29 protein-coding genes are annotated in these 26024 nt (G+C 59.9%); 15 read left to right on the plus strand and 14 right to left on the minus strand.

The annotated features are described in order from the left end of the window. Positions 1–285: 285 nt before the first annotated feature. The 5 genes from VHN57_RS09785 to VHN57_RS09805 all read right to left on the minus strand — a co-directional run bounded on the left by VHN57_RS09785 (position 286) and on the right by VHN57_RS09805 (position 2504). A complete protein-coding gene (locus VHN57_RS09785; RefSeq protein WP_234831964.1) occupies positions 286–510 on the minus strand; it encodes a hypothetical protein in 225 nt (74 codons plus the stop codon). 8 nt (positions 511–518) lie between these two features. After that, on the minus strand, positions 519–728 hold the full coding sequence (locus VHN57_RS09790) for a hypothetical protein (RefSeq protein WP_080572788.1): 210 nt from the start codon (positions 726–728) through the stop codon (positions 519–521). A 711-nt stretch (positions 729–1439) separates the two neighbouring features. Beyond that, positions 1440–1673 carry a hypothetical protein gene (locus VHN57_RS09795; RefSeq protein ID WP_072893435.1) on the minus strand — a complete coding sequence of 78 codons (234 nt, stop codon included), beginning with the start codon at positions 1671–1673 and terminating at the stop codon, positions 1440–1442. Beyond that, entirely contained in the window at positions 1657–1863 is a 207-nt protein-coding gene (locus VHN57_RS09800) for a hypothetical protein (RefSeq protein ID WP_010335982.1), read from the minus strand. Before VHN57_RS09800 ends, VHN57_RS09795 begins: the two co-directional genes overlap by 17 nt. Positions 1864–2297: 434 nt before the next feature. Further along, on the minus strand, positions 2298–2504 hold the full coding sequence (locus tag VHN57_RS09805; protein ID WP_375188801.1) for a cold-shock protein: 207 nt from the start codon (positions 2502–2504) through the stop codon (positions 2298–2300). Between the two features lie 628 nt (positions 2505–3132). Between VHN57_RS09805 and VHN57_RS09810 the strand changes: the two genes are divergently transcribed. The 3 genes from VHN57_RS09810 to VHN57_RS09820 are packed head-to-tail and all read left to right on the plus strand — an operon-like array spanning position 3133 to position 5139. Beyond that, the gene (locus tag VHN57_RS09810) at positions 3133–4047 is read left to right on the plus strand and encodes a dimethylarginine dimethylaminohydrolase family protein (protein WP_375188800.1); all 915 of its coding nucleotides are present in this window, start codon (positions 3133–3135) and stop codon (positions 4045–4047) included. A 30-nt stretch (positions 4048–4077) separates the two neighbouring features. Beyond that, positions 4078–4365: a hypothetical protein gene (locus tag VHN57_RS09815; RefSeq protein ID WP_017500758.1), complete on the plus strand. Its 288-nt coding sequence runs from the start codon at positions 4078–4080 to the stop codon at positions 4363–4365. 39 nt (positions 4366–4404) lie between these two features. Continuing rightward, complete coding sequence (locus VHN57_RS09820) at positions 4405–5139, plus strand: dienelactone hydrolase family protein (RefSeq protein ID WP_157228480.1); 735 nt, start codon at positions 4405–4407, stop codon at positions 5137–5139. A gap of 106 nt (positions 5140–5245) precedes the next feature. Here the strand turns inward: VHN57_RS09820 and VHN57_RS09825 are convergent, their stop codons facing one another. Then, positions 5246–5602 carry a sigma factor-like helix-turn-helix DNA-binding protein gene (locus VHN57_RS09825; RefSeq protein ID WP_017500756.1) on the minus strand — a complete coding sequence of 119 codons (357 nt, stop codon included), beginning with the start codon at positions 5600–5602 and terminating at the stop codon, positions 5246–5248. Between the two features lie 571 nt (positions 5603–6173). On the opposite strand from VHN57_RS09825, the gene VHN57_RS09830 reads away from it, so the two are divergent. The 5 genes from VHN57_RS09830 to VHN57_RS09850 all read left to right on the plus strand — a co-directional run bounded on the left by VHN57_RS09830 (position 6174) and on the right by VHN57_RS09850 (position 13973). Next, the gene (locus VHN57_RS09830) at positions 6174–6740 is read left to right on the plus strand and encodes an RNA polymerase sigma factor (protein ID WP_026109097.1); all 567 of its coding nucleotides are present in this window, start codon (positions 6174–6176) and stop codon (positions 6738–6740) included. A 52-nt stretch (positions 6741–6792) separates the two neighbouring features. Further along, positions 6793–7770 carry a FecR family protein gene (locus VHN57_RS09835; protein ID WP_026109096.1) on the plus strand — a complete coding sequence of 326 codons (978 nt, stop codon included), beginning with the start codon at positions 6793–6795 and terminating at the stop codon, positions 7768–7770. A 108-nt stretch (positions 7771–7878) separates the two neighbouring features. Next, the gene (locus VHN57_RS09840) at positions 7879–10428 is read left to right on the plus strand and encodes a TonB-dependent receptor domain-containing protein (RefSeq protein ID WP_293919432.1); all 2550 of its coding nucleotides are present in this window, start codon (positions 7879–7881) and stop codon (positions 10426–10428) included. 1361 nt (positions 10429–11789) lie between these two features. After that, on the plus strand, positions 11790–13133 hold the full coding sequence (locus VHN57_RS09845; RefSeq protein ID WP_031440800.1) for an IS1182 family transposase: 1344 nt from the start codon (positions 11790–11792) through the stop codon (positions 13131–13133). A 123-nt stretch (positions 13134–13256) separates the two neighbouring features. Beyond that, on the plus strand, positions 13257–13973 hold the full coding sequence (locus VHN57_RS09850) for a prolyl oligopeptidase family serine peptidase (RefSeq protein ID WP_423283721.1): 717 nt from the start codon (positions 13257–13259) through the stop codon (positions 13971–13973). On the opposite strand, the gene VHN57_RS09855 is transcribed toward VHN57_RS09850, so the two are convergent. The 5 genes from VHN57_RS09855 to VHN57_RS09875 all read right to left on the minus strand — a co-directional run bounded on the left by VHN57_RS09855 (position 13946) and on the right by VHN57_RS09875 (position 17829). Continuing rightward, on the minus strand, positions 13946–15736 hold the full coding sequence (locus VHN57_RS09855) for an asparagine synthase-related protein (protein ID WP_017500750.1): 1791 nt from the start codon (positions 15734–15736) through the stop codon (positions 13946–13948). The two genes, VHN57_RS09850 and VHN57_RS09855, sit on opposite strands and share 28 nt — an antisense overlap. Before the next feature lies 1 nt (position 15737). Then, positions 15738–16397 carry a lasso peptide biosynthesis B2 protein gene (locus tag VHN57_RS09860; protein WP_017500749.1) on the minus strand — a complete coding sequence of 220 codons (660 nt, stop codon included), beginning with the start codon at positions 16395–16397 and terminating at the stop codon, positions 15738–15740. Positions 16398–16464: 67 nt separating this feature from the next. Then, positions 16465–16596 carry a benenodin family lasso peptide gene (locus VHN57_RS09865; RefSeq protein ID WP_232015888.1) on the minus strand — a complete coding sequence of 44 codons (132 nt, stop codon included), beginning with the start codon at positions 16594–16596 and terminating at the stop codon, positions 16465–16467. A 180-nt stretch (positions 16597–16776) separates the two neighbouring features. Next, entirely contained in the window at positions 16777–17400 is a 624-nt protein-coding gene (locus VHN57_RS09870; protein ID WP_017500747.1) for a GntR family transcriptional regulator, read from the minus strand. A 9-nt stretch (positions 17401–17409) separates the two neighbouring features. After that, on the minus strand, positions 17410–17829 hold the full coding sequence (locus tag VHN57_RS09875) for a helix-turn-helix domain-containing protein (protein WP_026109094.1): 420 nt from the start codon (positions 17827–17829) through the stop codon (positions 17410–17412). 248 nt (positions 17830–18077) lie between these two features. On the opposite strand from VHN57_RS09875, the gene VHN57_RS09880 reads away from it, so the two are divergent. Next, positions 18078–18848, plus strand: coding sequence for a fructosamine kinase family protein (locus VHN57_RS09880; protein WP_293919438.1), 771 nt, complete (start codon positions 18078–18080; stop codon positions 18846–18848). An 11-nt stretch (positions 18849–18859) separates the two neighbouring features. Here the strand turns inward: VHN57_RS09880 and VHN57_RS09885 are convergent, their stop codons facing one another. The 3 genes from VHN57_RS09885 to VHN57_RS09895 all read right to left on the minus strand — a co-directional run bounded on the left by VHN57_RS09885 (position 18860) and on the right by VHN57_RS09895 (position 21402). Continuing rightward, positions 18860–19072 carry a hypothetical protein gene (locus VHN57_RS09885; protein ID WP_081600906.1) on the minus strand — a complete coding sequence of 71 codons (213 nt, stop codon included), beginning with the start codon at positions 19070–19072 and terminating at the stop codon, positions 18860–18862. Between the two features lie 85 nt (positions 19073–19157). Next, positions 19158–19670: a hypothetical protein gene (locus tag VHN57_RS09890; RefSeq protein ID WP_017500742.1), complete on the minus strand. Its 513-nt coding sequence runs from the start codon at positions 19668–19670 to the stop codon at positions 19158–19160. 520 nt (positions 19671–20190) lie between these two features. Further along, positions 20191–21402 carry an IS256 family transposase gene (locus VHN57_RS09895; RefSeq protein WP_099231114.1) on the minus strand — a complete coding sequence of 404 codons (1212 nt, stop codon included), beginning with the start codon at positions 21400–21402 and terminating at the stop codon, positions 20191–20193. A gap of 178 nt (positions 21403–21580) precedes the next feature. Between VHN57_RS09895 and VHN57_RS09900 the strand changes: the two genes are divergently transcribed. From VHN57_RS09900 to VHN57_RS09925, 6 genes are all read left to right on the plus strand, one after another. Next, the gene (locus VHN57_RS09900) at positions 21581–22357 is read left to right on the plus strand and encodes a DsbC family protein (protein WP_017500740.1); all 777 of its coding nucleotides are present in this window, start codon (positions 21581–21583) and stop codon (positions 22355–22357) included. A 174-nt stretch (positions 22358–22531) separates the two neighbouring features. Beyond that, a complete protein-coding gene (locus VHN57_RS09905) occupies positions 22532–22861 on the plus strand; it encodes a hypothetical protein (RefSeq protein ID WP_017500739.1) in 330 nt (109 codons plus the stop codon). A gap of 117 nt (positions 22862–22978) precedes the next feature. After that, the gene (locus VHN57_RS09910) at positions 22979–23245 is read left to right on the plus strand and encodes a type IV conjugative transfer system protein TraL (protein ID WP_026109091.1); all 267 of its coding nucleotides are present in this window, start codon (positions 22979–22981) and stop codon (positions 23243–23245) included. An 8-nt stretch (positions 23246–23253) separates the two neighbouring features. Next, positions 23254–23889 (plus strand): TraE/TraK family type IV conjugative transfer system protein, encoded by a 636-nt coding sequence (locus tag VHN57_RS09915; RefSeq protein ID WP_017500737.1) that lies wholly within the window; start codon positions 23254–23256, stop codon positions 23887–23889. Further along, positions 23873–24652 carry a type-F conjugative transfer system secretin TraK gene (locus VHN57_RS09920; protein ID WP_026109090.1) on the plus strand — a complete coding sequence of 260 codons (780 nt, stop codon included), beginning with the start codon at positions 23873–23875 and terminating at the stop codon, positions 24650–24652. The genes VHN57_RS09915 and VHN57_RS09920 overlap by 17 nt, the downstream gene beginning before the upstream one ends. A gap of 113 nt (positions 24653–24765) precedes the next feature. Then, on the plus strand, positions 24766–25998 hold the full coding sequence (locus VHN57_RS09925; protein ID WP_017500735.1) for a TraB/VirB10 family protein: 1233 nt from the start codon (positions 24766–24768) through the stop codon (positions 25996–25998). Positions 25999–26024: the final 26 nt, after the last annotated feature.

Genomic DNA, 26024 nt, shown 5'->3' on the forward strand with positions numbered 1-26024 from the left:
GCTACAGCGCGCGACCGGGCTTGGCAGGCATCGTCGTTCTCAGGTCAGTAAACCGGAGACTCCCATTTGATTTGTCGTGATGGCACTTGGCCGGGTTAGTTCAGAATTGCCACTGCTGTAGAGGCGATGAAGCCTCTTCGCGTTGCAACACGGAAATGATCTTCGCATAGGCACGAGCCAAATCCTCGTGTCTGGCTCTGATCGCAGGATTCTCCGCAAGCTCAGCATGCTTCAACTCGGCCAATCTCCGGCGGTTAAGATAGTCGAACCGACCCATGGCCATATTCATCGTGCTGACGGCGGATGGTGGCGGGCCACATGCGACCGGGAGCGTGTGACAGAACCTTCAATCAGCTTACCCTTCATTAAAACGCGAAGTGCATCGGCATCCCGTGGGTCAAGCAGAACGATCCGCACGCCGCCAGAGTCGAGCGCTTCGAGAACCGAAATCCTGAAGCCGTTTTTTTGGCAGACCAGCCGCACGGCGTCGGCTGATTCCATGATGTTCATGGCCCTGCTCATATCCGCTCCCCCCGCTGCTCGTTCAAAGCGAAAGGGGCTGAACCATCGGGACGCTGCGATCGATAGGGGTGCACATGCTCCCGAATGCGCTGCGCATAACCGTTGGCCAAACGCTGATGCGCATGGGAGGCAGCCCGGCAATGCGCGCTTTGGGCACGCAGCAACTCTTCCTGCTCGCGCTTGAGCAAATAATTTAGATCTTCCACGGATGGGCTCCCTCAGCTGGCAAGCGGGAGCACGTTGGTCTCTCTGTCACGGCGAATGCTTGCAGCAAATTTCGCGCAATAATTCTGTTTATCAAATAATATTCTCAATGTCCATAATTCAATTTAGAAATAACACGAAAAACCTTAAAAATTATTGAATCGACATAGCAACGATATTTCATAAAATATAATGCATGATATTTGAGATCAAATATGTATGGCACCATTAATTATTTTGAAAAAATTATATTATACCATATTCACTTTGATATCTATTTAACATCATAACAAGTTTTATAGATTTTCATAATTCATCGATCTTCAGATCGTCCCAGCCATCCAATATGCCGCTCCTCCACTCTGTTCGAGAATTCGGCATAATTGGTTGGCAACCAAGAAATGCGCTCACTCACCTGGCGCTGACAGCAAATGCAGCGCCCGCTCATGACCATGGATGGCCTGGCGGGCTGCCTTCCCCTGCCCATCCACGCCTGTTTTGCCGCCGGCCCAATGGAACTGCCTTCATACCCATCGCCTTGACAGTGGAGATGACGGTGCTGGACTGCATCCCAAGCTTGTTGGCTTATGGTCGGGGTTCCGCATATTCATCAGCGCGACCTTGCGCTGTTCGTGACCCAGCCCTTGGCCATCGGGCAACGATGCGCGGATGCTTAAGCGCAAAAACATCAATGATAAATCTGACAATATCTATCAGAGTTCTTCGAGAATTCGCTTTACCGCCTCAAGCCCCGAAGAGCTTTTTACCGCGATATCTAGTGGTCGGCCGCCGAGGCCGGGCTCTTCGCCGTTCAGAAATGCGATGGCGCCCTGAGAGCCCAATCGGGCTATGGCAAGTTCAAGAATATGCCCTTGGCGCTCGATCTGATCCGAAGATAGATATGGACCGTCGAACCGTCTTCCAGCCCGCTTAATCAAGATGCTCATCCTTTTTTCGCATCTTGTCCAGCGCTTGTCTTTTGCGGTCGATCTGGACCAGCAAAGCGCGATCAGACATGGTCTGCCATGCAGCTTTTGACCGCAGGCAGCGCTCTTTCACATTCGCCAGATTGGTTTCCTGCGCCTCTTTGTCACATTGTGCGACGCGGGCCAGGTAGAAGTCGATCGTGGCGGGCATGTCGATCTCCTGCGAGTTGGATGTCGTTGCGACGGACGTCAATCGATCATTTCAGCGACAGCCCTGCGCAATTCGCGCACGGGCAGAGTGCCCAAAGGGACGTTTTGGTAAAATGAACGCGGCGTTTTGCCAGTCGCGGACGATAATTTGGCATGAGCCATATTCGAACGGATACTGAGATTCATGATATTCCTGAAACACGCATCTTGGCGTGTGATGTAATGAAAAAGTCTCGCTAAACGGCGCCTTGTGTCGGCGCATAAGGCGCACAAGAACAGCCGGAGCATAACCCGCCACAGCTTTGGCGGGGCCAAGTGGTCACATTTCGAGCGCTTGCGCGGTACGGTCTTGCCATCCAATGATCAGGCAAACCGGCGCGACGGGATGCCGCGCCGCTAATGCATTATAGGGGGCGCTTTGCCTCGACGACTATCTTAAGCAGTCTCAAGGTTCACAGCAGACTGTTTGCCCCTCCGATCTGCTTCGACTTCGTAACTCAGGCGCTGATCCTTATGCAGCATTATCATTCCCGCGCGCTCGACAGCAGAAATATGGACGAAGCTGTCCGGTCCGCCATCTTCGGGCGCTAGGAAGCCATAGCCCTTGTCAGCATTGAAGAATTTTACGGTGCCGATAGGCATGAGTGTTTCCTTTCACGAAAACAGAGAATCCACCCGCGAAATTGCAGGCGAAGCTGATAGCGCAAGAAAGGAAGCGGCACCCAAATGGGGGAGAGCTCCGTCGCAGGCGACGTTAAGCATCAACAAAAATACGGTATAATTGAAAAATGTCAATCCTAAAATCAATTTCGCTACAGAAGTGAAATGAAATTTTTACTAAAAATGAAATTGCAACCTCTAATATTATCGATTTTTATATATAGATATGAATTACATGCGTTATTTTATAGCCAAGTGCGAAAGTGTGGTCGACGCGTTTATAATAGTTCGCATCTCCGTTCAATTTGGTGACCATTTTTGCACTCATGCTCAGCGCGGCCGGTTTTGGATGGTCAAAAAGCGGCAGTTGAAGTGCCCGTATGGTTGGCGCCGTGGAAGGCTCGTTTGCGATCTCCGCATGTCCGGAATCAACGATCCGGCCCTCAGGACCGGACGGTCGGGAAAGTCCCAACGCCGGTCAAAAAGCCGCGCGCCGATTGGCCTCAGGCGCTCCCGATATGCCAACCCGATCGCCTCAAAACGTCCTAACCGATGATAAGCTGGGGAACTGCCGATAACGGGTTTCGGTTGTCGTGGTCAGGAGATGACCATGAAAGTCGATTTCGGTGCATTTGATGGCGTCATGGCGGGCAAGGTGCCGCCGGTATTTCTTGAGAGTCATGTTGTAAGCGAGACTGACCGGCTGACCGACGTCATCCTCTGCCCGCCGCTTCATTTGACGCCCGTGCCCTGCTGCGCCGTCACCCGTGAGGCCCTGGCTGCCGGCTTTAAGACCGATGCCGCTGAGGCTCTGCGGCAGCATAACATGCTTGTAGAGGCGCTAGAGCGGCATCGCGTGCGCTGTCATAGCCTCGCCCCACTTCGCGATCTGCCGGACATGTGCTTCACCCGCGACATCGGTGTCGCGACGCCATGGGGCATGACCGCCCTCAATCCAGCCATGCCGCACCGCCGAGGCGAAGTCGATGCGCTGCTGGAAACCTGTGCTGAGTGGAATATACCTGTGCGGCAGATCACGCGTGGCACGATCGAAGGCGGGGACGTCTGCGTTGTGCGAGAGGGTCTCCTCATAGTGGGTATGTCGGGCGAACGCAGTTGCGCCGCGGGGGCGGAAGAGTTCGCGGCGCCGTTTCGGGCTGCGGGTTGGGATGTGCTGCTATGCCCCTTTCATGCCGACCATCTGCACCTCGACACTATTTTCTGCATGGTAGAAAAGGACGAGGCGATCGGCTGCCTGGAGCTGCTGGACCCGACGTTCGTCGAGGCTCTATATGAGCGCGGTATCAAAATCATCCCCATGCCCACGGCGCTCTCGTCCTCGCTCGGCTGTAACATCCTTTCGCTAGGCGGGCGCCGAATCCTCACAAGCGCCACCGATACGGTTGTCACGACCGCGCTGCGCAAGGCGGGCTACGCTGTGGACGAGATCGACATTTCTCAGTTCGCTGCGTGCGGGGGAGGCATACACTGCCTCACTCAGCCGCTGCGCCGCATCCCAGCCTGATGCCTGTTCATTTACAAAAGAGGAGTAACGATGAGCCAGACAATCGAAGCGCGCTTCGCCACCCGCGCCGAAGCTGAAAACGCGGTTGAACTGCTGGTGCAGACTCACGGAATCGAGCGCAGCGACATTTTTGTCGCCGCTGATGGACCCGAAAACAGTGTCGGGGAGGAGATTAGTGGCGGAGACGCAGCCGCACCGCTGGAAGAGGAACGAGACGATGCTGCTTTGCATTCGCCCGTCCTCGTTTCGATTGACGTGAACGACGAAGCGCAGCTGGAGCTGATCAAACAGATTCTGGTAGAGGCAGGAGCTGATTAGGAAGCCCTTCTTCCCAAAACCGGAATGCAGGAACGCTTGATGAACGACATTGGCGGCGAGCCCTATGCCTATTTCCATGGGAGCAAGGCTCTGCTCGGCGAGCTTTTTCGGCCAAGGCTCCAGCCCAATGGCCGCGCCGTACTGGTCATCCACGAAGCGGACGGAATTGGTGGCAATGTCCGGCGCCATTGCCGCAAACTGGCCAATCTCGGATATACTGCTCTCGCAGCCGACATGCACGGAAATGGCGAGCCGTTAGAAGGCGAGGCGATGCGCGATGCGCTGGATGCGTTTCGCAGCAATCCTGATCTTGTGCGCGGACGAGTGAGGGCGGGTTTTGACGCGCTTCTGTCCGCGACCGGGGTCAATCCTGCCGCCAGTGCCGCGATCGGCTTTTGCTTCGGCGGATTTGCCGCTCTGGAATTGGCGCGGTCTGGTGCCGAGATAGCAGCGGTCGCCAGCTTCCACGGCCTGCTGACCACGGCTCGACCGGCGCAAGCTGGTGAGGTGAAGGCGCGCATAGCGGTGTTTACCGGCGCGCGAGATCCGCTCGTACCTCACGAAGATGTTGCGGCGTTCCAGAGGGAGATGATGCAGGCACAGGCGCATTGGCAGATCACGACCTATGGCGACGCCTGGCATAGCTTCACCAACGAGGATGTCGATCGGCTGGGCGACGCGCGCATGGCCTATGACGCTACCGCACATGGGCTGTCCTGGCGCGCGCTGATCGATTTTCTCGACCTCAACCTTGCCTCTCAGAGTGTCGTTTAGGTTCCAGAAGCGCCCCCTTCCATAATTGGCCCCTGCCATGCAATTCCCAGGCGCTGTCGTCCACCGCCGTGCATATCGAATGCCGGGCAAACCCATGATATGAATGCTATTCGCCGCAGCTTCCATCGTCTCGCCTCATTACGACCATCTCGACGGCGCGCCTGAAATGCCGGCAGACCCGCTCCTCGCTCATCCCGAAACGCCGGGCGATCTGCGAGACGCTCATTTTCTGACTGACCACCAGGGCGAGAATGCCGCGTGTGAGGGCATCCATCCGCGCCACCGCCTCGTTGATACCCGGATCCCTCTCGCCCGCCGCTTTACGGGGCGGCTGGCCCTCTTCGAGCGCCGCCGTTGCCAAGTAGCGTTCGATACGCGCGGCGCAGATGTCATCAGCGACGCGGTCACGCATCCGCGTCACGAACCTCGCGAGACAGCTGCTTACATTATGATGTTGGGCCATGGGGGAAGACTCCTTTCAGGATGGCAGCCAGCCAATCTGGCGACCTCCACCCACCACCTCCCCCCTTCCCTTCTGAGGACCTGAGGGATGGCGACCACGGCTGTTCAGGGTCGCCATGTTCCACATGATGCCCCTTCCCGCGCCCCATTTGTTCTTATTAAAGCATCCGTTCTTGCGGCAGCGATCGCAGCTCGAAGGGCCGGGATCGGCGCAGCCGAGGCCGGCCGGTGCGGCGGCACGCCGCTCCGGCAAGAGCGCGGTGTTCGCGCAGCGAGCAGCCGCCCTCCCCCCTTTCTTCTCTTCCAGCCTGCCTGCGCAAAAACGTCACAAAGCGCGCTCTTTGGGGTTGCGTTCACCCTTCATTCCGGCAAATTGGTCGCGCTTCCCGTGAAAGCCGGGAAGCGGGGCGTCGAAACTCCTTGGAAACCAGCTCGGTCACAGTTTCACTGGGGCCGGGTGGCATGCGCGCATGTCCAGCCGGCAACGGTAAAGGCGCATGCGCCTGCGGTTTCCACAGGTTTCGAACATCCGGCTCACGGCCGTCGCCCCGAGATGGACATAGGTGCGACAGATGAGCCATGGCAGAAGCGAGGATCGCGTACGCGGTCCCGTCAGACACACGGATTCCGAAGCCGAACCCTTTCGCTTTCCGGAATTCTACAACAGGGAGAAGCCTCGCCTCATGCGCTTCTTCACGCGCCAGCTCGGTAACCAGGCCGACGCAGATGAACTGGCCCAGGAGGCTTTTACACGCTTCGTGCGCGCAGCGCCCGCCCAGGCGCTGGAAAGCCCTCAAGCCTATCTGACGCGCATCGCAACCAATTTGCTACGCGATTTCATCGCGCGCGGCTCGACGCTTCTATCGCGCCGCTCGACATTGCTCGATGACGATCTCGACCTCATTGCCGCCAGCGATACGCATCGCGAGACGCAGGCACGTCAGGACCTCACCCGCTGGAAGCTGATCCTCGACCAGCTCAAGCCCGACACGCTCGACATCTTCCTGCGGAACCGCGTCGAAGGGCAGACCTATGTCGAGATCGCCAAGGAGCTGGATGTGCCGCTCTGGGTGGTTCAAAAGCATATGCTAAGGGCCATCAAGCATGTGGTTGCCCACCGCGAGGCCAATGATGACTGACACTGGCGCTGCCCGAGCGGCGCGCGACAATCAGGAGGCGATGGAGTGGGCAATGCTCATCCTCGCTGATCACCATGCCGTTCCCGATCCCACCGCCCTCGACAGGCTGGGGGAGCATCAGGCTGACTTTTCAGCCTGGGTGGCGGCAGATCCGTCCCGCGAGGCCCGCTATCTCGACGCCGTTCGCGAAATGCTTGAGGCAGGCGGCGCCGCTGCAGAGCTCCGCATGCGTTCACGCCGGCTGCATGCGCCCAAGAACAAGCGAAGCTTCCGACCGTTTGTGCCCCTTGCCGCATCGCTCGCGCTCGTGCTCGTCGTGGGAAGTATCTGGTGGCGATCGCAAGATGACGCGCCAAGGTTGATCGCGCAAAGCGAAGCCCGCACGCCGATCGAGACCCGGGTGGGAGAAAAGCGTACCGAGCGGCTAAGCGACGGCACATCGGTGCTTCTCGACACCGACACGCTTCTTCTCGTGGAGATTACCGCCACAAATCGCAATGTGGCAATCAAGCGCGGACGGGCGCGGTTCAGCGTCACGCGGGACGCTCAAAGACCATTCGTCGTCAGTGCCGCAGGCACGACCGTGGCGAGCCAGGGCGGCAGTTTCGATATAACTTTGAGAAATGGTGTCCGCGTCAATCCCATCGACACCCCCGTCATGGTAGCCTTTACGCATTCGATCCCGGCCGATCAGGCGACGCCGCTTCAGCTCCAGCCCGGGCAGCTGCTCAAGCTGAAGACTAGACTCGCCACCGAGATTTCTGTCATCCCTGTGCCTCTATCCGAACAACAATGGGTGAGCGGTGTGAAGAGCTTCGACAATGTTCCCATCAGCGAGATCATCGCCGAAGCCAACAGCTATAGCGAGACCAAGATTGAACTGGCGACGCCGGCGCTCGGCAATCGCGAGATATTCGCCGATATCGACATTCGCGACATCGAGCGTGTCGCGCAGGGGCTGGCCAGCTTTCTTGATGCCACCATCGACCGATCGAAACCCAATAAGCTGATTTTGACCGAGAAGAAATAATTCGGCCAATCGGCTTTAGAAAAACAGATTCCCGTCTTCCCTATTGAACCTCAAAAAAGAGGCAGCATGAAATAGGGGCACATAATGGGAATCGTAAAGATTGCGCTGATGACCAGCGCTGCACTTTGCATGGGCGCTATTTGCAGTCAGGCACATGCGCAGGACGCGCAAAAGACTTACAACCTGCCTGAACAGGATCTTGCCACAGCCTTGCGAAGCGTCGCGCGCGGCAGCGATTACCAGCTCGTCGCCGACCCCAAGAGCCTCAAGGGCGCGCGCGCCCCATCGCTAGCCGGCGCCTACACGGTCGAAGAAGCCGTGGCCGCCCTCCTCGCGCCGTCGGGCCTCACTGCCGAGATCAGGGATCGTACGATAACCCTGCGGGGGCGAGAGGCACCGTCGCGCGAGGAGGTAACCGGCGCGACGGATGTGCTGTTTTCAGTTACAGGCACACGCATCAGGGGAGCGAAGCCGACAGCCCCTGTCCTTTCATCCTCGCGCGAGAAGATCGCTGAGCTTGGATATAGCGATCTGGGTTCTTTCGCGCGCAGCATCCCGCAGAATTTTTCCGGCGGTCAGAACCCGGGTGTCATCTCCAGTGTCCAGACCGGTTCGGAAAATGTGAACTCGTCTTCCGCGCTCAATCTGCGCGGCCTTGGCCCTGACACGACCCTGACGCTCTTGAACGGTCACCGGCTCGCCTATGACGCTGCCAGCCAGGGCGTGGATATCTCCGCAATCCCACTTGCAGCCATCGATAGGATCGAAGTTGTCGCTGATGGCTCCTCGGCACTTTACGGCTCAGATGCCGTAGGGGGTGTCGCCAACATCATCCTGCGGCGGGAATATGACGGACTGCTCACCAGCGTTCGCCTCGGGGCCGCGACAGAGGGCGGCAACTTCCAGCAGCAATATAGTGCAGTGTCGGGCGCCCATTGGTCGGGCGGCGGGATGATGTTGGCCGGCGATTTCAGCCAGGCTTCCGATATCACAGCCGCGCAGCGTGATCTGACAGCCAATATGGAACCCGGAACGACGCTGTTGCCATCGCAGCGCCAGATCAGTGCGATCCTGGCCGGGCATCAACGCCTGGGGGACGGGGCAGAGTTTGAAATAGACGCTCATTATAATAATCACCGGTCACGCGCTGCGCTGCCCTTCAGCGCCACCGCGCCAGTCACGACCGGTGGAAATCTGACACGCTCGGCTGTCGAGAGCTATTCCGTCAGCCCCTCGGTCACCTTTCATCTACCAGCCGACTGGGATGTGACAGCGAGAGCTACACGAGCCGTCAGCGATACACAGATTGATGGTTCCATCTTTTCAGGAGGAGTGCGTTTTGCCGAGAACCTCATTCGCTATAAAAATGATCTATGGTCGGCTGAAATCAGCGGCGACGGTCCGCTCTTCGCCTTTCCGGGCGGCGATGTCCGCCTCGCGCTTGGTGCTGGTCTTCGATCCAATGGCCTCGCGGCTTCGGTCCGCAGCGTCCGCGCCGCTGGCACCTTCAATCTGGTAAACTATCTCGATTCCCAAACGGCGATCTATGGTTTTGGGGAAGTCGTCGTGCCGCTGGTGTCAGATCGGAATGCTTTACTGCTCATCCAGAAACTCCAGCTGTCCGGGGCCCTACGCTATGAGCGCTATGACCATCTTGGCGGGCTAGCCACACCAAAAATCGGTATCCTGTACCAGCCAGTCGATGCGCTCATGTTCAAGGGCAGCTGGGGCAAGTCCTTCAAGGCGCCCACGCTCAGCCAGCGCAACACCGTGCAACAGGGCTATACCCTCGCTTCGAGCGAATTCACGCCTAGTCCCGCGACAGCCGGAGCCGTCCTTGTTCTCGCCGGCGGCAGCCGAAACCTCGCCCCCGAGCGGGCGACGACGTTGACCCTTACTGCCGAATTTGCGCCGAGAGCAGTCGAGGGGCTCAGCCTGCAGGCAAGCTATTTCCATGTCCGCTACAAGGGGCGGGTCGTCAGCCCGATCGCCGACGACTATCAATCTTTCCGCAGTGAATATGCAGACCTCGTCCTGCTCAATCCGAGCCTCACCGAGGTTTTGGCCGCCACCACCGACCTGCCGCTTGGCGTCAGCAATCAGACCGATGGCCCGTATGACCCGGCCGGCATTGTCGCAATCGTCCACAACCAGCTACAAAATGCTGCTCGGCAGAAAATCCAGGGCGTTGACGTCACGGCTTCCTACGCCTTCCGCAACGGCGCCAATGCGTTCAGTGTCGAGACGAACGCCAGCTATCTCAAGAGCGACCAACGCTTGTCAGCGAGCCAGCCCAGCATCGAGAGGGCTGGCACAATTTTCAACCCACCGCATTGGCGCGCGCGAACAAGCGCGGGCTGGCAACGGGGCAATATCGGGCTGACAGCGAGCTATAACTATATCGGCGGCACGACCGACGGAAGAACAACGCAGGTCTACAAGGTCGACAGTTTCCAATCGGTCGACCTCAGCGCCAATATCAAGTTCGACGGACCCGGGCTTCTCGGGGGCTGGTCGTTCCTTCTGTCAGCGCAGAATTTGTTCAATGAAATGCCTTCGCTCATCCGAACCTCTGGGGCGAACAGCCCGCCATATGACGCGACCAACTATTCAAGCGTCGGCCGCTTCGTCAGCCTAACGATTTCCAAGGCCTGGTAATGCTCCCGCTCCTTGCCCTAGCGCTGGCAGCAGCGGCGAGCAGTCCGACCCCTGCGTCGGATTGCAAGGCCGCGCTACAAATCAAAAGCCCAGGTCCAAGCCATTCACTTTCGGCCGGCGATCTCATTGAAACCCTGAACATGGGATCCATCCCCGATCTTGATGTAGATCCCATGTTTTCAGTCTCTCCCGATGGACAGGCCATTGCCGTCAGCGTTGCGAGAGCCAACATCGCCAGCAATGATTTTTGTTCGGGCATTTATGTCATCGCGCTGGGGAGCAGTCCGCGCCTTATCGACAGCGGCGCTGGCGCAGCCTTCTGGCGTTTTGACGATTATTACGGGATGACGGGGTTCCCGAGCGGCTTTCCCAAGGTCATCACACCCCGCTGGTCGCCCGATGGTAAACATCTTGCCTATCTCAAATATGTCGATGGCCGCCTCCAACTCTGGAGTTGGGACGGAAGTAGGAGCAAAATGACGGCGACATTCGACGATGATATCGTCGATTTCCGGTTCGACGGCGGTGGGTTATCGGTCATCGCGAAAGTACGGGACGACGCAAGCGCCAGCGATGCGCTCGATCAAGAGAGCTTGTCAGGATATCATTTTGATGAACGCTGGTTTCCTTACGGAAGAAACCGGCCGTTTCCGCGGGGGCCGGCCCATTACAGTTTTGTATCAATCAACATCTTAACTGGTGAACATCGCCTGGCCGCGCCCACACAGGCGCTGATCTTCTCAGCGTCCGACGCTCCATCCCGAGCACATCGAAAAGCGGCGACGCTGGCAGTCGACGTCGATGGCGTCAGCCGCCTCGCCCTTACAGATGGGACAGCGCAAATAATCTGCGCCGACAGTCGCTGCACGGATGTCGAGGGACAACCATGGATGGCCGGCGACGCTATCCGTTATGTCCGGCGTGAAGGCTGGGGCCGAAGCCTGACGGGAATTTATGAATGGCAACCGGCTCGCAAATCCGTTCGCAAAATCATGCAGACATCGAACCTGCTTATGAATTGTGGCGCTCTTGGCACGGACATTATCTGTGCCCGGGAGCAATCGGTAGCACCGAGATATCTCGATCGGATTGATCCCGAAAGCGGTCGGTCGCAGGTGATTTTCAATCCCAATCCCGAATTCGGCTCTCTCGCTCTCGGGCATGCGGAGCGGCTGCAATGGAAAAATGATCGCGATCTCGAATGCTATGGCGACCTCGTTTATCCACCAGATTACCGGGTCGGGCAGCGCTATCCTTTGATAGTCGTCCAATATCAAAGCCGAGGGAGACTGTTGAAAAACGCGTGCTTGCGACGACGAGGAAGGCGTGATTCACTCCTGCCAGGCGGCGGGAGTATGGACATGATGGGTCGGCAGGTGGCGCAAGGCGCGCTGTTCTACGGTTTCCGGCTCGACGATCATGTGCCTGCCGACCACCTTCTCCGGCGCATCGACGGCGTGCTGGACCTCGGCTTCGTGCGTGAGGCGCTGGCAGCGAGCTACAGCGCGAGCGGTCGACCCTCGATCGATCCGGAGCTGATGCTCAGGATGCTGCTTGTCGGCTACCTGTTCGGCATCCGCTCGGAACGGCGCCTGTGCGAGGAAGTGCATCTCAACCTCGCTTATCGCTGGTTCTGCCGGCTCGATCTGGGCGACCGAGTGCCCGACCATTCCACCTTCTCCAAGAACCGGCACGGCCGCTTCCGCGCCTGCGACTTACATCGTCTGCTATTCGAGCAGGTAGTCGCGCGGTGCGCCGCGGCCGGGCTGGTAACGGGGCGTGACTTGGCGGTGGACGGCAGCACGATCATGGCCGACGCCAGCCGCGAGAAGAAGCTGAAGGGGGCCGTCGCCGCAGACGAGCTTCGTGCCGGGGAAAGCATATCGCGACCCGTCGCCGAATATCTGGCGGCGCTCGATGCCGCGTTGCCGCCGGACCCCGACGAACCAGCGCCCGTCGATCCGACCAGCATCTCGCCGACCGACCCGCAGGCGGCGCTGACCTGCAAGCACGGACCGGCGCGCTACGCATACGCCATTAACCCCCTGCTCGACCTCGACACCGACTGCATCCTCGACGTGGAGGCGACGCCCGCCCGCTTCGCAGCCGAGGTGGCGGCGACCCGGACGCTGGTGTCACGCGCCGGCACCAGGCTGGGCATCGAACCCGAGAGCCTCGCGGCTGACAAAGCATATGGCAGCGGCCCGTTGCTCGGCTGGCTAATCGACCGGAAAATCACCCCGTACATCCCGGTCATCGACCGCAGCCGCCAACGCGACGCCTTCTTCACCCGTGATGCTTTTCGCTATGACCGCGAGGCCGATACCTATCGCTGCCCGGCCGATAAGCCGCTCGGCTATTGCGGCACCAAACGCGCCAACCAAGTTCGCGTATACCGAAGCCATGTTGCCGATTGTGCTGGCTGCGAACTGAAGCCCCGATGCACCGTCAGCCGGAAACGCAGCATCACCCGCCTCGTCAGCGAGGATGCCCGCGATGCCGCGCGCGCCCTTGCCGGCACCGACGCCTATGTGCACGCGCGGCGTCGAAGAAAGCGGATCGAGCGCGTGTTCGGCCACCTGAAACGCAACTTGGGGCTACGAACGCTCAAGCTGAGAGGCCTCGCCGGAGCAGCTGAGGAGTTCTCCATGGCTGCCGCGGCATACAACCTCCAGCTGCTGGCCCGGCAGGCCGCGCCGGCCTGATACGCGGCGCATCCTCCGGTGCCCGGCGTCACCTGTCATCCACCACGCTGATCCCACGCGATCCTTTTTCAACAGTCTCGAGGGTTTCTGCGCGGCGGTACGGGAGACGAATATCCTATCCAGTTGCTTGCGAAGGCCGGATATCTGGTTCTCTCGATCCAGCGGCCACCCGCGCCACTGCGCGATCAAAAGATCGACCCACATGAACGAGAGCGGCGCCAGCTCGACGGCTTCATGGAACGGCGCAGCATCCTGTCAGCCATCGAGACGAAGGTTCAGCAGCTCATTAGCGCCGGCCTCGTCGATCCAGCACGCATCGGCATCACAGGCCTGAGTGATGGCGTATCGACCGTGCAATTCGCTGCTCTTCACAGCACGCTTTTCAAAGCGGCTGCGATCAGCAGTTGCTGCTGGGAAGGGTCGCAAACCTGGCTCCTTGGGCCTGCTATTCAGGCGGAATATGAAAAGCTGGGCTGGCCCGCCTCCCCTTCCGACAATCCGTCCCTTTGGGAGGGCCTATCCTGGGCGCGAAATGCAAATCGCATTCCCTTCCCGGTCCTGGCCCAGATGTCGGACGATGAATATCTTTCAGGCCTCGAAGCCCTCACAGCCCTTCGCCGCGCCGGCAAGCCCGTGGATCTTTATGTCTTCCCGGATGAGCATCATGTGAAACGACAACCTGCTCATAGGGTTGCGATCTATCGACGGGCTATCGACTGGTTCAATTTCTGGTTGCTCGACAAGTTGCCTGTTGGGGGAAGCCAAGCAGCCCAAGAGGCTGAGCGGTGGCAACAGATGCGAAGAAGCTGGAATCAGAGAGAGGCAAAACCGGGTGGATGACCCTGACCATTCGGGATTGCTTGCCAGCGCGTAATCCACGCCTCCATGTCGAGAAGCGCCATGAGCCGGACATAGTGACGATCAATGGCCGGCCCATGGACAAGCGCCTCGTCCAAGGCTGACCGACTGACAAGCCGGTGACGAACAAGTTCACCATCCATCAGCCGCTCGCGTATCTCGTCGAGGCGCTGGTTGACCAGGTCTACCGCGAAGCTGCTCGGACTTCCTTTGCGCCGACGGTCGCGGATGAGTGGCGGGAGAAGGTCGGCGTAGGCCCGACGCGCTATGGCCCGATTTCTCCCGCCCTCTATCATCTTCCAGGTCGGGATGGCCAAAGCCAACTCGACAATCGGTTGCGACATGAGCGGATCGATCATGGGCAAACCGAAGCCACGCAGATAGCCTTCGACATGGTTTTGAACGCGCAGGAGGAGCGCGATATGGCCCAGTTTTCCGGGCCGTGTGAGTGGTGCCTTCTCTAGCCAATCGTGCTGCGGCGGGTCTGCTTGCAACGCCTCAGCGGCGTCCGCCTCCATCAAATCAATGTCGAGATGCCATCGATAGGGCCGACGCATAGTGCGAGCGGCTTTGACGATCTGGCGACATACCTCCCATCGAGGGACCTGGGTCACCCTCCCGATATCGGCTATCGACTGAGCGGTTTCACGGTGGAAACCTCTGGCTTTCCACGCGTCGAAAAATGGCCGAACAGAACTACTATTGTAAAAGACGTTATCGCCGCCATTTCCGGTAAAGACGGCGTCTGCGCCAGCCTCGCCAACCGCGCGTAACAAGGCCGAATGATAGGCGAGTTCGTGAACGAATCCGATCGGCTTTGGGAATTGTTCTGCCACTGATCTGGACATATCCACATCCGCCAGATCATAAGTGGCCTCTATAAGGTTCATACCCGATGCCTGCGCCATTACGCGGGCATAGTCCCGCTCATCGCCATCACGGCTCAGGGTCGAAATCGTCACGCTGCTCGCACGCCTGCCTACTCTGGAAAGCGCCGCCGCGACGATCGAGGAATCGAGCCCTCCTGATAATGTGAGGATGGGAGCCAGCGAGGTAGATGCCCAGGACGCAACGCAATGATCAACTGTGCGGCGCAGGCGCTCGGCAACCTCCTCGCTATCCCAGAAAAGCGGCTCGGAAACAAAATCCCAAGGGTTCCAGAACTGCCACGCCCGAGCTTCTCGCTCGACCAGTTCCACCGCAGTACCAGGAAGCAATTCCGTAACGCCATCGAGTGCCGTCCTGGCCTGTGGCAGGTCCTTGGCGCCCAGATAGCGTGGAATTTCCGCCCAACTCACCGACGGTCGAACCAGACCTGCTTCGACGAGAAGCATGATGTCTGACGAGATTGCCCATCCTCTTGGAAGCATCGTGAAATAACTTGGCAGCGCGCCGCCGGGGGAACGCGCGACCAGCATCCTATTCTCAGGCGTGAGCAAGGCAACATAGCCGCCCCAATAGCGCTCAGCTAAAGTCGCGACTGGATCACCATGGAGCATATCATCGGGAAAGATCCTGTCGCTCGGCAATATGCGCGCGGCAGGACCATGGCGCGGAAACACCGGGCCGATCACCGCGCCTCGGTCGGCCGGGAGCGTGAGCAATTGCGCGGCACAGCCGGTCAAAAGCGCGCAGCTTTTTCCGGGTAGAACGCTTTGGAACCCGGAGGCCGCTAGGAATTCGGAGGAGAGCCTCTCAAGCGGCGCACCGCTATAATCAATGATTGCGAGGTAGCGTTCCAGCATCTCAGATCGCCAGGATCGGCTCAAACGCCGAAATATTCTCGAGGCGGTCGTTTAAGACCGTATCACCTGCCTGAACCCAGCAATGGGCGGAAAAGGGCGATGCGCTGACGCCCAGGATCAGTTTGGCTGGCAACCGCGCCGACAAAGCCATGTCCATGAAGGCGATCGAATTGGTCAGACAGTGGGTATTGCGGGGACGCAGCGGCGCGGAGGCCGCAAAGGCGCCCACAATTGGTCCCCACTCGCGCAAATCAGGACAATTCCAACCGACGACACCGAGTCCTCGCGACCGATCGGCAATCCCAGATACGATCCTGTCAAAGCGGCGTAACCGCAGGTCCAGCATCGCCCTGAACTGGGCAAGAATGAACAACAAGCTCCTGCCGCTCAGGCGATGGCCGAACTCAGCCAAGACCTCCCGGCGAGCCGGCGGGATCACAGCCTGCTGACTAAATGGTTCACATTCATCTGCCATGACGAGAATCTGACCACGCAGCAAGGGCTCGATCCCGGGACCGTCCTCCTTGTCTTCAAGATATCTCCTGAAAGCTGCATCCCATTCCGGCCGCAGGCCGAAATAGCGATCAGCCGCGACGTCCAGGAAGATCGTTCTTCCGCCAGTGACGCAGAAGGCCAGGCCATTCCTCAGCTTGTACCGCATGGGTCCGCCCCTCTTTCGAAGACGCGATTACGGCGCGCGCCCTTCAAAAGGACGCGCGCCTCATCGATCAGTCGTCAGCGATGCCCATCTGGTTCAGCTGACCACCGGTGAGGTCGAGGACGCCACGGATGGCGCCCTGGGTTTCGACGGAAGCGGCACCCAGATCGACGATATCTTCGTCATGTTCGATATTGGACATGTTCATCTCCATCATTGCGCCGCAGGAATTTGCGGCAACGCTGATGGTATGAAAGAAAAGCCATATATCCGATCATATATGCTCTCATTTTGAGAGCATATATGATCGCCGTCATAATCGAATGAAATATGGCAACGCCTTGGCAGGCAGCGAAGCGAGGCTTTCAAGGCTTTTCAGGATTTACCTCATTCGTGTCGCCGCTGAAGAAATTTGATCAGCTCGTAACAAACGTCGACGGTGATATTGCCACATAGCGATCCGTGTTGCGTTTCTGTTTCCCGAACGGGTTACATTCCATAGCGTCGCGAGTTCCTCGCCTTGCCTACCGATAGGGCCTTCGTGCAGTCGGAGAATAGCGAGCCGCTCGCCCGCCTGTACGATCGCATCTAAATGTTCGGGGTTAGGGGAGCAGGATGCCAGCAGCGAAAAAAACTCCGCGGTCGCATAAGCCAAAGCCAGGCCGTGCGCTGATCTGTTGACGACGAAAGCAGGTGGCGAACCCATTTCCTCCAGTCGAACCATCACCTTCACGATCGTCCGGACAAGGTCGGCATGGTAGCTGTAGAGATGGTAAACGTTACGCTTGGTGATTTCCGGCAAAGCAAACCCACCGCCGCCCTGCGTTTCAACGAGACGCTCGCCCACCAGCCGATTGAGTGCATCTCGCACAGGAGACGTACTCGTCCCAAATTCGTCGGCGAGCGACTGGACGGTCAGCGGCAAGCCGGGCGTGAATTTGCCGGCCATGATCAGCTTCTTTATCTCGCGGTGAATGCGATCGGCGGTGAAGGCGTCGGGCGACATAAGTCCGCTCTACCTTGCCGAGCCGGCGCCGCCCGGCCCCTTGTGTCCATTACCGGCCTGAAGGAATGTCTTGAGGCTGAGATTTGAGATGAATTCGACCAGCAGCGTTTCCAGCTTCTGCATGTCGTCGAGAAAGAAATGGCGAGGAAAGTGCATGTTATGCTCCAGAAACAGCATTGGAATGATAAGGTGCGCTGAGGAGAGCCCAAGGGCATGAGCGCAAGCGATATGATCATCGACACGGGACTTCGGGTTGCCCGCCTCGATTTCACGAAGCCACCGCACGCCGATCCCGACATCGGCAGCAAGTTGCTTTTGCGTAATGCGATGGCGTTTGCGCCGTTCTTCTATGCGGCGACCTGAGATCGTCTTGACCTCGGCCAGTATCGACGCCCCCTCTTCAAAGGCGCCGCCTTGAGATGAGATCATCAGGGCCTCCCTGATCGCGTCTCAAAGCTCCCATGCACATTCCGACTCGATCAGGGTCGTGTGAAATGTGCCGTGGGTCAAATTTTTTGACTCCCATTTTGAGAGTGAGCGAGATTTACCTATCCTGCGTGATTCAGCAGGAAAATCAGGCGCGCGGCCTCAACTTCAGGTGCAACAGATATTATGACGGAACGACGCCAGGAGACCCAACCAAAATGAGGTCAATATTCACGCGTGCAGGAAGTTTAATGGGCGTACGCGTGGTGAGTGCGGCGCGCGTTTCAGGCGGCGACCTCAGCAACGTGTTGCGTCTCAGCCTTGCGGACGGACGATCGATAATCGCCAAGCGCGGACCGCTGGTGGAAGAGGAAGCCATCATGCTTGCCGCTATTCATGCAACGCAGGCCCCGGTCCCGTCGGTATTGGCAGTCGAGAAGGGACTGATGCTCCTTGAGGATTTGCCTGGCTCGGGCCAGATCGCGCGCTCCTGGGCGCAGCTGGCCGAAGTCCTCGATCATCTTCACCGACCCACTCGGCAGCAATCGGGCTGGGACAGGGATCATGGTTTCGGGCCGGTCGCCATCCCCAACGGCAGAACTGATAATTGGGTCGAATTCTGGGCGGAGAGGCGCCTGTGCTGCCATCTTCCCCATATCGAGCCACATCTGGCGGATAGGGTCAGTCGGCTCGCCGACCGCCTGGCCGACCATATCCCAACTGGGCCTCAGGTTGCGCTGCTCCATGGAGATCTCTGGGGCGGGAATATCCTTATAGAGAAAGATCGGGTCTCGGGGCTGATCGATCCGGCTTGCTATTTTGGTGACCGCGAGGTCGACCTCGCGATGCTCAGCCTGTTCGATCAACCCCCGGCAGCTTTTTACGATGCCTGCGGCCTTGAACAGGGATGGCAAGAGCGACAGCCCGTCTATCGGCTCTGGCCGCTCCTGGTCCATGTTCGCCTCTTTGGTGGGGCCTATCATCAACAGGCCAGCGCCTGCCTGGATATGCTCGGCCTTTAGAAAATCGCGCTTTATTCGGGCTTACCCGCCAGGATTATCCGCGCAGAACGGAGATAATGGGCAAGTTCGGCATCGTTCGCCATGAGCCGATCGGCGAGATCCTTCATGTCGGCGGCATCGGAATCAGGGCGGAACGGACCGTCAGGCTGCTGTTCAATCACAGCGATGCTCAGGCACAGTGCTTTCTTTACCAGGTGAAGATCGCGGTCGGTGATCTGTGCCATTGCCAGTTCCCCCAAAAGGTCCGCGCTGCGCTATGCGCCGGAACGATCGGTGATGCCACCGACTGTCGATGAACAACATCCCGGCTCAACCGGGCGTCTCAGGGCTCGGTGGCGCGAACGCCGTCCCGATGCGGCGATAGGCTCGCTCAATTTCGCTGTCTTCACTTGCGGACATGAGCGCGATGGCGGTCATGAAAAGCCGGGCGGCCGTGACGGAGGGCCCGCCACCCGGTGCAATCTCGATGTGGTCGAGCATCTTTGCCGCTGCTTGGGCGAGACAGGGCGAAGCACCGACAAAATGTTCGATCCGTCCGGCCAGGCGGTTCACTACCGGGGCGCAAAGCTCATCGGACAGTTCCGGACCTTCTAGCGCCTCGAGGAGCAGCGTGGCGACGGTCAGCGTGGTTCCATAAGGAATGAACCGCCTGGCAATGCGTGCCAACCGGGAATGGCATTCGAGAAACGTGTCGGTCCCCTCCTCCGATAGATGCAGCCGGTAGGTCCGAGACTTGGGTGTCACCATCGATAGCCTTTCTGATTCGCAAAATCCGCTTGTCTCCTGACGACCGAATTCGATTTTGAAGCTGTCCATGCGCATAAAAGCGGCACTGAAATGCCGATTTCGGCACCTCAGTGCCGCTTACGGCATCTCAGTGCCCTCCCCATTGCCGAGTGTGCAGCATTGGATGCATCGCTTGTCCCACCCGATCAGAGGTCGAGACGCCGCTCGAAGAGAACGCAACGACTCAGCCCAGACCGGACCGCAAGGCCAGAGCGCGAATGCGCCCGGCAATAGGGAGACCTATCCAATGTCAGCGTCACGCCTGGCTATCATGGCCGGATTGCTCACACTCGTCCTCGCTCCGGGTTCTGCGTCCGCAGCCCGGAAGATACGCCCCATTGGGCCGCCGCTGGCTCCACAAAAACTGGCGATTGCCCAAATCGGCGCCGATTTCTTCATCGGCGAGCCTCGCACTGCGTTGCCTGCAGAGGAAACCATGGATCTGGGAAGCACGGTGAGGATCGATCAGCGCCTCCTCTTGAGGAAAACACGTCCGGACGCAGGGTCACGTCCGTCAATGTGGTGTAATTTCGGTGCTGGCCATCGGGCTGCATTTTCAGGCGGCCTTGGGTGTAATCTGTAGCGGCTGAACCTCCTCGGTTATGGGTGTGGCAAGGGCGGCCATGCCCTCGATCTGCATGTAGCGGTGCTGGAGCTGGTATTCATCGTTCTGCTCGAGCAGGACGGCACCGACGAGGCGGATGATGCTGTCCTCGTTCGGGAAGATGCCGACAACATCGGCGCGGCGCTTCACTTCCTTGTTCAGGCGTTCCAGCGGGTTGGTGCTGTGAAGCTTGACCCGGTGCTGCTCGGGGAAGGTCATGTAGGCGAGCACGTCGTGCTCGGCATCGTCCATGCAGGCGCCGAGCTTGGGCCATCTGGCGCGCAATTGATCGGCGACCTGACGCCAGACCTGAGTTGCGGCCGCATGATCGGGCTGGAGGAAGACTTGGCGGATCGCAGCAGCAACAACCGTGTTTTGGCCCTTGGGCACGTAGGCGAGCGCGTTCCTCATGAAGTGGACGCGGCAGCGCTGCCAGGTGGCGCTGAGCACGCGGGTGATCGCTGCCTTGAGGCCCTCGTGGGCATCGGAGATGACCAGCTTCACGCCGGTCAGGCCGCGGCGGGAGAGGTCCTTGAGGAAGCTCGACCAGAAGGGCTCGGCTTCGGAAGGGCCGATGTGCAGGCCGACGATCTCGCGCTTGCCCTCAGTGTTGACGGCGACGGCGATTATCGCGGCGACACTGACGATCCGTCCCCCCTCGCGCACCTTGAGGTAGGTGGCATCTAGCCAGAGGTAGGGCCAGTCACCGGCGAGCGGGCGCTTGAGGAAGGCATGGACGCGCTCGTCGATGTCTTTGCACAGCTTTGACACGGAGGACTTGGATATCCCGGTCATGCCCATCGCCTGCACCAGCTCATCGACGCGCCGGGTGCTGACCCCGGCAATCCACGCCTCCTGGATTACTGCGACCAGCGCCTTCTCAACAGTCTTGCGCGGCTCCAGGAAGCCGGGGAAGTAGGCGCCGGTCCGCAGCTTGGGGATCTTGAGGTTGAGCGTGCCGAGCCGGGTATCGAGACTGCGGTCGCGGTAGCCATTGCGCCAGGTCGTGCGTTCGCCCGATCGTTCATGGCGGCCAGCGCCGACCAGGCCGTCGACATCGGCCTCCATAATGATCTGCAATACGCTCTCGGCGATCGTACGCAGGAAATCTCCATCTCCGGTCTTCGCCATCAGTTCGGCAAGCGGTAGTCTGTCGTCGGTCATCGGGATCAACTCCTCGGTGGGCGTGTGAAGTGTGGTAACTCCACCTTACCGATGAGCCCGGTGGCCACCGAGTTCGAAATCGCATGGGGTTGGGCATGCCCAACCCCATGCGATCACCTCAATCTACACCGGAAATTACACCACGAGCGCGGACGCTAACGGACGCAGGAAGCGATCAATGACCCGGCATCTCGACAGACCGAGCCTGATTGCAGCGGTTCTGATGCTCGGCATCGCAGCACCAGCGCTCAGTCAGGGGCCAGTCGACCCGGACCTTTCCCAAGTCGCAAAATCTGCAGAGGCCCAGCTGCGCCAAAGCTTCGCCAATCTTCAGTTCGAGGATTTTGCGCCATCTCCCATCCATGGCCCGCTTTTCCAGGCCAGCGCCGGCGGCCGCATCCTCTATTACGCGCCGGAAAGCGATCATCTCCTGTTCGCGACCATCTACGACAAGAATGGCGTCAACCTCACGGCCCTGTCCCAGGATGCCGCGGCTCGAGCCAAACTCAAGACCCTTGATCAAAGCCAGGCGCTCCTGATCGGACCGCCCGGCGCCCCAATGGTGATCGAGTTTACCGACCCCGACTGCCCCTATTGCCGCGCGCTCGATCGCTTCTGGGCTACCAAGGCGGCCGAAGGCAAACCGGTGCGCCGCCAGATCTACTTCGTGTCCGGCATCCATCCAGAGGCAGCCTCGAAGGCCGAGCATATTCTCTGCGCGAAGGACCGCGAGGCAGCGTTCCGCGCGACCTATGCCGGTGAGCCACCAAAGCCCCTCAACCGGTGCACAGATGGCGCCGCCCAGGTTCAGGCCCATCGCCAAGCGGTCAAATCCATGGGCATATCGGGCACGCCGACGCTTATTCTCGATGGGCAACTCATATCCGGCTTCCAACAGGCCGAGATTGAAGCCTGGCTCGCCAAGCAGCGGCCGTCAGCTAAGCCGCCGACCTGACCCTAATTCTGGCGGGCCTCAAGGCTGCATGGCAGCCCAAGGCCTCGAGATGCCGACGACGGCGCCCGATCTTCGAGGAGCCACCCAGCCTGTCGTCGGCCGACAGCGAACACCCAGTCGGTGCCGGCAGGCATGTCTTGGGGCGGCTCCTCTCGTTTCTGGAGACCTAAACAAATGATCAAGCTTGCACATCTGCCGCGCCTGCGCCGCCCGTCTTTTTCGTCGGCCGATGCCGTGGGAACATTCGTCGCTGCCCTCGCCCTCGCATCGGCCGCCCACGCTTTCCAGGCACCGACCGCGGGCGACCTTGGCTACGACATTTACGATATCGTGGTGAACCAGGGCGTGAAGGGACCGCTGGGCTTTGTGGGCGGTGTCGCCGCCTTCCTGTTCGGCGTCTCGCGTCTCTTCTCGAATATCATGATCGGCATTCCCACGATCGTGGCCGCCGTCTGCCTCATCCGCGCGGACTCCATCCTCCAGACCTTCGGCATGATCGTCTGAAGAACCGGCCAAAAGACCAGCGCGGGGCTTCATCGGCCCCGCGCCGGGCGGAGAGCGAACCGCGCTCTTCGTAACCCTCACATCTGTTCAGATGTGGGTGAAGCAAGGGAGAAGGACGTGGACGAGAGACTTCCACAATTTCTGCACAAGCCGGTCCAGATCCTCTGGTTCGACGCGCAGGAGTTCATCCTCGTGGTCTCCACCATCTTCGTCGCCGTCATCGTCGGCGGGCTGGTGGGCTGGTCGCTCCTCGGCGTCCTTCTCCTTTTCATTCCCTGGAAGCGGACGAAGCCCCGCGGTTTCGTGCCCCATCTGGCCTGGCGCTGGGGGTTGCTCCGCCTCCCCCATTATCCCGGGCCAACCCAGACCCGCTTTTGCGAGTGAGGCATATCATGTTTCGTCAGAAATCACCCCAGGAGGCGCCCGACCCGCTGCTCGGCAAACCGGCAAGCTTCGGCATTCACCGCTACCTCCAGGGATCGTCCAATCTGTTCGAGGAGAACAGGCTGCTCAAATTCTCGATTGTCGGCTTGTTCGGCGTGACCGCAGTGCTGGGCATTACGCTCTACTCGACGTCCCAGAACCAACGCACGATCGTCATTCCCTTCGGCGCCGGCGGCGATCTCTACGTGACCGGCGGCAAGCCATCTTCTGCCTATCTGCGCGCCATGACGCGCAATATCGTCGCGCTCTCGGGTACCTATTCTGCTCTGTCTGCCGACCGGCAGTTTCAGGAGCTGCTCAGCATCGTCCACCCGACCGCCTATAATGGCCTGCGGGACAGCCTGAATGGCGTGCTCGATGAGCTCGCCAACAATCCCACGCTCTCGATCGCCACCTATATTCGGCCCGATCAGCCCGTCACCTGGACCGATCGCCAGATCATCGTGCCGGTCGAGAAGGTCCGCGTCATCGGCGGCGTCATCCGCAAATTCCGGGGAAACTTGCGCATCCGATACACGATCGATGCCGGTCGCTTCTGGATCCTGTCTCTCACCGAGGAGAAATTCGATGCCGAGCTTGGGTAACCGAGCGCGCGCGCCTCGCGCCGCCCTGCCACTTTTGCCTCTCATCGCCTTAGCGTCGCCGGGACAGGCGCAATCGATCCAGGCATTGCCCGATCAGACCAGTATGATCCGGCTCTCGAACCGGGACGTCAATCATCTCATCTGTCAGGGCGGGGAGATAGAGGATGTCAAATTCTCCGCCGAGAAGGGCCTCGCGGTCGAGAAAGGCGGCGGTGACGCCTGGGTCAAATTCCTTGTCCGCGAAAGCGACGACAGCGGCCAGATCACCCGTAGCTATGTGACGACGCCGTCCGAGTTCTTCGTCACCTGTAACGGGGCAATCTACCCGCTCTACGCCGAGCCCTCCGAAATCCCGGCGCAGACGATCATACTGGTGCCCGGCGCCCGGCAGCGCGCCCGTGCCAATGAGGATCTGCTCGCCCCGCTTGCGCAGGAAGATCGTGCGGTCTCGATCACCCTGTCCCTTTTACAGGATCGGGTGCCGGCCAGCTTCACCGAGGTGGCGACCGCCAGCCGGCAAATCACCCTCCCCGCCGCACCCGCGCTGCACATCACCGAACACCGCCGCGTCACCGTCGAGGGCGCAGGCCTCAACGCATCGGAATATCGGGTCGACGCCATAAGCGACATGGAGGTCGACGAGCGCCTCTTCCTCGATACAGCGCTTGGCGCCCGCATCTTCAGCGCGACGCTTGATAGGCTCTCTCTCCGCACCGGGGAGACCGCTCGCCTCATAATCCTGCGCCGGGGAGACGGGCTATGAGCGATGAGCGACAGGATATGCCCCAAAGCCCAGACGAACCCGGTTCGCCCGCGCAGGGCAGCGGCGCCAGGGGCCATTCGCGGCCGAACCGCCCGTCGTCGGCAACGAGTGACATGGGCAACAGCGTCCTTCACCTGCGCGGCCCGGCCCTTCTCGATCTGAAGGAACGCTGGGCGACGCTCAGCCCCCACCAGCAATTGCGCGCACGCCAGGCCGCCATCGGTGTGCTGGTCGCCCTCTTTGGCTATGGCCTCTACTCGGCCTCGAACAGCGCGGAGAAGGTCACGCCCCAGGCGCCGGCGGCTTCGAAGCTCGACATGGGCGCGGGCCTTCGTGGCGACAGTCTTGAAACGAAGGTGCGCGGCGACCTCAAGAAAATCCTCGATGGGCAGAACCTGCTTGGCGACAGAGTCACGGCGATCGAGGAGGGCCGGATAGGCACCGCCGGTCCAGCATCGAGCGACGCACCAGACGACGACCTCCCAAACGCCATGCCAAGCGACATCCCGGCCTTTCCGCCCAGCCCTTCCCAAAGCGAACTTGAACGCGCTGACGGGAGCCTGCCTGCACCGCCCATGCCTAGCGCGCCGGCAGCGCCACCTGCCCCGCCGGTCGAGCGCCAGGTCGGCGCGATAGGTGCCGCGACCAGCGCAATCGTCGCGGAAGGATCCGCTGCTCCAAATGGCGCTAAAAAAAAGACCAGGACGATCTATTTGCCGCCTGGTTTCATGAAGGCGCGCCTATTGACCGGGATCGACGCGCTCGCCAGCCGGGACGCGACGAGCAATCCCGAGCCCCTCATCGCCCGCGTCCAGGCGCCCGTCGTGCTGCCCAATGATGTGAAGGCCAACCTTGCTGGATGCTTTGTCATCGGCAATGCCACGGGCAGCCTTGCCAAGGAACGGGTCGAGGTCCAGCTCATCTCGCTCTCCTGCGTGGACTTTGACGAACGCTCGGTCATCGATCAGCCGATCAAGGGCTTCTTCGTCGATACCGACGGCAAGAAGGGACTGTCGGGCAAGGTCGTTACCCGCGCCGGCGCTGCGCTCGCCCGCACCTTCATCGCCGGCACCATCGCCGGGGTCAGCCAGAGCGTCGAGAATACGTTTGGCAACACCTCGACCTCGGCGCTCGGCACCGTCCGATCCCTGGACGCGGGCGATGCGCTCAAGACCGGCATTGCAGGCGGCCTGTCCAAATCTTCCGACAAGCTCACCGACTTCTACCTCGATCTCGCGCGCCAGGCCGGCCCGATCGTGGAGGTCGGCGCCGCCAAGGATGTGGTGGTCGTGATCCAGGAGGGGCTGGCTCTGGAAATCAAACCCACCACGGCCACCAAATTCTGATGCCCACTTGTCGCCCCCAGGGAGAG

Origin of the sequence: Sphingobium salicis subsp. salicis (assembly GCF_049472635.1) — a bacterium.
GTDB classification, from domain to species: domain Bacteria; phylum Pseudomonadota; class Alphaproteobacteria; order Sphingomonadales; family Sphingomonadaceae; genus Sphingobium; species Sphingobium yanoikuyae_A.